Origin of the sequence: Streptomyces otsuchiensis, from assembly GCF_004305975.1 — a bacterium.
Lineage (GTDB): Bacteria > Actinomycetota > Actinomycetes > Streptomycetales > Streptomycetaceae > Streptomyces > Streptomyces otsuchiensis.
On the sequence record NZ_BHZI01000464.1, the window covers coordinates 1 to 2,347 of the forward strand.

At 73.9% G+C, this 2,347-nt stretch carries 2 protein-coding genes; one reads left to right on the top strand and one right to left on the bottom strand.

Features of this window, described 5'->3' with window-relative positions; translation table 11 throughout:
• Positions 1-19: 19 nt before the first annotated feature.
• Positions 20-1,387 carry a glutamine synthetase family protein gene (locus E0D90_RS25095; RefSeq protein ID WP_130800215.1) on the bottom strand — a complete coding sequence of 456 codons (1,368 nt, stop codon included), beginning with the start codon at positions 1,385-1,387 and terminating at the stop codon, positions 20-22.
• A 107-nt stretch (positions 1,388-1,494) separates the two neighbouring features.
• Here E0D90_RS25095 and E0D90_RS25100 point away from each other — a divergent pair, with 107 nt between their 5' ends.
• A complete protein-coding gene (locus tag E0D90_RS25100; protein ID WP_130800216.1) occupies positions 1,495-2,274 on the top strand; it encodes a FadR/GntR family transcriptional regulator in 780 nt (259 codons plus the stop codon).
• Positions 2,275-2,347 lie beyond the last annotated feature (73 nt).

Sequence of the window (2,347 nt, forward strand, 5' to 3'; positions counted from 1 at the left end):
GGGGAGGGTTGGGGAGGGGTCACATGCGTTCGAAGGACCGGAACCGTTCCCAGTCCGTCACGGCGGCGTCGTAGGCGTCCTGTTCGACGCGGGCCATGGTGCGGTAGTGCTCGACGACGTCGTCGCCGAACGCCTCCCGGGCGACGGCGCTGGCGGCCCAGCGGTCGGCGGCGTCCCGCAGGGTGGCCGGCACCTGCTCGGCGTCCGAGGTGTAGGCGTTGCCGGTGCACGCGGGCGGGAGTTCCAGCCGCTGGTCGACGCCGTGCAGTCCGGCGGCGATCATCCCGGCGACGGCGAGGTAGGGGTTGACGTCCCCGCCGGGCAGCCGGTTCTCCAGCCGGTGGCCGGCGCCGTGGCCGACGACGCGCATCGCGCAGGTGCGGTTGTCCGGTCCCCAGGCGACGGCGGTCGGGGCGAAGGAGCCGGGCTGGAAGCGCTTGTAGGAGTTGATGTTGGGGGCGTACAGCAGGGTGAGGTCGGGCAGCGCGGCGAGCTGGCCGGCGAGGAAGTGGCGCATCGTCTGCGACATGCCGTCGGCGGCGGTCTCGTCCGCCAGGACCGGCCGGCCCCGTTCGTCGCGCAGCGAGAGGTGGATGTGGCAGGAGTTGCCCTCGCGCTCGTCGTACTTGGCCATGAAGGTCAGGGCGCGGCCGTGCTGGGCGGCGATCTCCTTGGCTCCGGTCTTGTAGACGGAGTGCTGGTCGCAGGTGGTCAGCGCGTCGTCGTAGCGGAAGACGATCTCGTGCTGGCCGAGGTTGCACTCGCCCTTGGCCGACTCCACGCGCATCCCCGCGCCGGTCATGCCTTGCCGGATGGCGCGCAGCAGCGGCTCGACCCGGGCGGTGCCGAGGACGGAGTAGTCCACGTTGTACTGGTTGGCGGGGGTCAGCTCGCGGTATCCGGCGGTCCACGCCTGCTCGTAGGTGTCCTGGAAGACCATGAACTCCAGCTCGGTGCCGGCCAGCGCGCTCCAGCCCCGTTCGGCGAGCCGGTCGAGCTGCCGGCGCAGCACCTGGCGCGGTGAGGCGGTGACGGGGGTGCCGTCGTGCCAGGCGAGGTCGGCGATGACCATGGCGGTTCCCGGCTGCCAGGGCACCCGGCGCAGGGTGGCGGGGTCGGCGTGCATGGCGAAGTCGCCGTAGCCGCTCTCCCAGGAGGACATCGCGTAGCCGTCGACGGTGTTGAGGTCGACGTCGACGGCGAGCAGGTAGTTGCAGCCCTCGGTGCCGTGTTCCAGGACGTCTTCGAGGAAGTAGCCGGCGTCGAACCGCTTCCCCTGGAGGCGGCCCTGCATGTCGGTGAAGGCGAGCACGACGGTGTCGATCTCGCCCTCGTCGGTCAGTACCCGCAGTTCCTCGACGGTCAGCGGGGGCGTGCGTGCGGCCACGTGCGGCCTCCTGTCGGTCGCCGGATGCCATAAGGTACTGGGGAGGACCATTGATTGGGAAGGACGCGCCCGCCGAGCGGCCGGCGGGTCGGCGACGGGAGGGGCGAATGGCGGGCAAAGCGGCGTCCGGCTCTCGCGGCTCCTCCTCCCCGCCCGGCGCCGGCACGACACCTGTCGGGGACCGGCTGGCCGCGGTGCTGGGCCCGGTCCGGGCGGGCAGCGGGTTCGAGGAGGCGCTGGAGCGCCTGCTGCGGGCGCTACGGCTGGGCCTCGCGGCCGCGGGCGAGCGCCTGCCGGCGGAGCGGGAGCTGGCCGGGCGGCTGGGAGTGAGCCGGGCGACGCTGCGTGAGGTGCTGGAGGTGCTGCGGGCCGAGGGCCTGGTGGAGAGCCGGCGTGGCCGGTACGGCGGCACCTTCGTCCGTGCCGCGCCGCCGCCCGGCTCCGGGCGGGAAGCGCTGCGCAGCCGTACCGCCGGCGTCGACGTGGAGGACGCGTTGCGGCTGCGCGAGGTGCTGGACGTGGGTGCCGTCACGCTCTGCGCGCGGCAGGGCCTGGACGAGGACGGGGCGCGACGGCTGCGTGAGGCGCTGGCCGCCACCGGCGAGGCGCCACCGGAGTCCTACCGCCGGGCGGACACCCACTTCCACCTGGCCCTGGCCGGTCTGTGCGGGTCGACGTCGCTGGCCGGGCACTACGCGGACGTCCGGGCGACCCTCAACGGGCTGCTGGACGGCATCCCGCTGCTGGTGCGCAACCTGGAGCACTCGCAGCGGCAGCACGCGGAGGTCGTCTCGGCGGTCCTCGCGGGCGACACCGAGGCCGCCGCCGCCACGATGCGGGAGCACTGCGCGGGCACCGCCGCGCTGTTGCGCGGCTTCCTGGGATGACGGCCCCGGCCCGGCGGCCCGCCCCTCAACGGGCTGCTGGACGGCATCCCGCTGCTGGTGCGCAACCTGGAGC

Coding starts and splice junctions, on each gene's coding strand:
- E0D90_RS25100 (WP_130800216.1), top strand. CDS start 1,495: ATGGCGGGCAAAGCGGCGTCCGGCTCTCGCGGCTCCTCCTCCCCGCCC.